Annotated in this window: 2 protein-coding genes; one reads left to right on the top strand and one right to left on the bottom strand. The window is 42.3% G+C overall.

Annotated elements, in window-relative coordinates; genetic code table 11:
• A partial coding sequence (locus tag AC1DVJ_RS30625; RefSeq protein WP_477596649.1) for a hypothetical protein occupies positions 1-326 on the bottom strand: 326 nt, incomplete at its 3' end.
• A gap of 238 nt (positions 327-564) precedes the next feature.
• Between AC1DVJ_RS30625 and AC1DVJ_RS30620 the strand changes: the two genes are divergently transcribed.
• The gene (locus AC1DVJ_RS30620) at positions 565-2,229 is read left to right on the top strand and encodes a CehA/McbA family metallohydrolase (RefSeq protein WP_477596647.1); all 1,665 of its coding nucleotides are present in this window, start codon (positions 565-567) and stop codon (positions 2,227-2,229) included.
• Positions 2,230-2,446 lie beyond the last annotated feature (217 nt).

Genomic DNA, 2,446 nt, shown 5'->3' with positions numbered 1-2,446 from the left:
GGATAAGGATATGGATAATATGGGGGATAGAATGGGTAAGGTCTGAAGAATGGTAATGCAAAAAGAAAGAACGGGAAATGCTRCCGGCGATATCGACGAAATCTATGACCATACGGTTGTCTGTATGGTTCTATTTCCCTCTCCACGCCATCAACCTCTTCAGGAACTAACATGGTGACGCCATCCTCGTCCATATCATCGATGATTCCCTCAAATTGTGACCCGTCTTTCATTTGTGCAATAACATGGAACTTCATATATTTTTTGCAATGTGATTTTACATCGCCGCCCATTGGGGCAGCTGGAACAGGATTTATTGAATGCACGCGCCTATCCCTCCTTTTGATATCCATAGGATATTCGCCTACGATTCAGAAGGTTACATCGTTATTTTATATATGCCGTCCCAGGTGATCATTAAGCCTAGATCAAGTTCTTGCTACGAGCCAATAATATGGATGAATAAGGTCAAATAAAATCATAAAAAAAACCAATATTTTTATAGAGGTATCTTCTACAATATTGTCTATAATTTCAATATACCCATACTCAGGAGGACATCATATGGTCATGAAAAAGTATTTGCAAGCAGCCAGTAGCATTATGCCAAACGAAAATGGCTTGCCACGTTATTCGCCGCCAGCTCTACAAGAAGCTCTGCAGTTTTGGGAAGAGGAATTATCAAATAGAGGATTCGTTTTTCAACCAGAGACTACTTCGCAAGAGCAAGGGACTCTCAAGTTGACTGTAACTGATACTGATGGTAACGGAATGATCGCGCAAGTTAAGCTTTATCCGATGCTCACTGACGAAACGATGGAAACCATCTCTCAGCCAAATAATAGAATCGATTTTATCCGTGAATATACGTTGCCGTGTGGGACGGTTACTTTGCCACTTCCTTTACCTAACGGAAATAACGGTCGTTATTTGCTCGAAGTATCCAAAGGACCTGCTTACAAAATAGTGAAGCAAGAAATTATCATTAACGCTAATGTGGAGTTAACTTGTCAAATTTGCCTCCCACGAATGGCGGACTGGAGTGGAGCAGGCTGGTATGCTGGAGATTTGCATCATCACAGCGTTTACTCAAGTCCTCTTCACGGCGGTACGGATGACGTCATTGAATCGCCGCAACAAGTGGCATTTTCTATGGAAGCCACAGGGCTTGCTTTTGGAGCGTTAAGCGATCATCACAATATAAAAAATCATCAAGATTGGCTCACTACGGCTACCGACACATTTTTACCAATTGTTTCTAAAGAGATATCTACAACCAATGGACATGTACTGTCATTAGGTGTACATACAGACGTTATTTACAAAATACCGAAACAGGAAGACCGTACTGAACAATATTTGCGCCAAGAACATATTCGAACTTCGGAGGAGATCAGTGCTTGCGGGGGTCTTCCGCAGATCAACCATCCATGTGACAGGAATCCTGCGATTTCATTAGATCCGAAGTTTGCGGATATGATAGAAATATTTGATACGATTGAAGTATGGAATGGATCCAACCCGATGATCCCAGGAACGCCTAACTATGACGCCTTTACGTTCTGGTTGACGTTACTTGAGGAAGGGCGATTTGTTGCAGCTACTAGTGGAAGTGATACGCACAATATATGGGCAGATGACTTCCACGGAAGACTTGAAAAATTTACATGGATGATCGCCCATAGTAGTGAAATAGTTGACTCTCTTCCAGTTGAGCGACAGGATGTCATTCGTTACCTCATAGAAGTACTCCAAGAAACAACGCCTATTATGGAGGAGTGGGCAGAAAATCGATTAGGAAGCGGTTGCGTGCAAACGTATATCCATACAGAGCAGGCATTGACGGTAGAATCGGTTTTGGATGCGCTGCGCAAAGGACATAGCTTTTTGACAAGCGGACCGTTGCTTCGGGTATCTTTGGAGGGCAAAGGCCCTGGGGAAACGCTCGTGACGGACAAGACGTCTGTTAGCGCCGATGTTACGATTTTGTCCAATGTTCCACTGGACAGACTTTGCTTGTACATGTCTGGCGAGCAAAGAACGTACATTCCGCTTACGAATCGACTTGTGGACACAGAAAGCGAGGCTCAAGGCGCGGGGATTTTCTATGATTATAGTCTGCAACTTCCGGACATTGCTGTGGATAAAGTGAAATGGATTGTGGTAACTGTAGGAAAAGGCAGGGAATTCAGAGCGATTAGCAACCCTGTATTTATTGAGGCTAAATAAAGAGGAATTCAACTCGTTCAAGCTGTATGCGACTTTAATCAACAACCGAATAAGAGAACTAGAGGCGCTCAAACAGCTGCGGTCTAAGACTTTATTTTCTGAGTCTTTTACCGCAGCTGTTTTTTATAGCTAGAGTGAAAGAATCTATGCTCTGAAATAAAATACTGATAATTATAACTTTTAAATAATATAAATCTATAAATGAAGTTTCATATCA

The sequence above is a fragment of the Paenibacillus sp. P4_A9 genome, from assembly GCF_056402415.1.
The sequence above is the reverse complement of the archived record's forward strand: the minus strand, read 5'-3'. Positions and strand labels throughout refer to the sequence as shown.

What these genes read in the sequence shown, in the direction of transcription:
- AC1DVJ_RS30620 (WP_477596647.1), top strand. Translation starts at nt 565, where the DNA reads ATGGTCATGAAAAAGTATTTGCAAGCAGCCAGTAGCATTATGCCAAAC.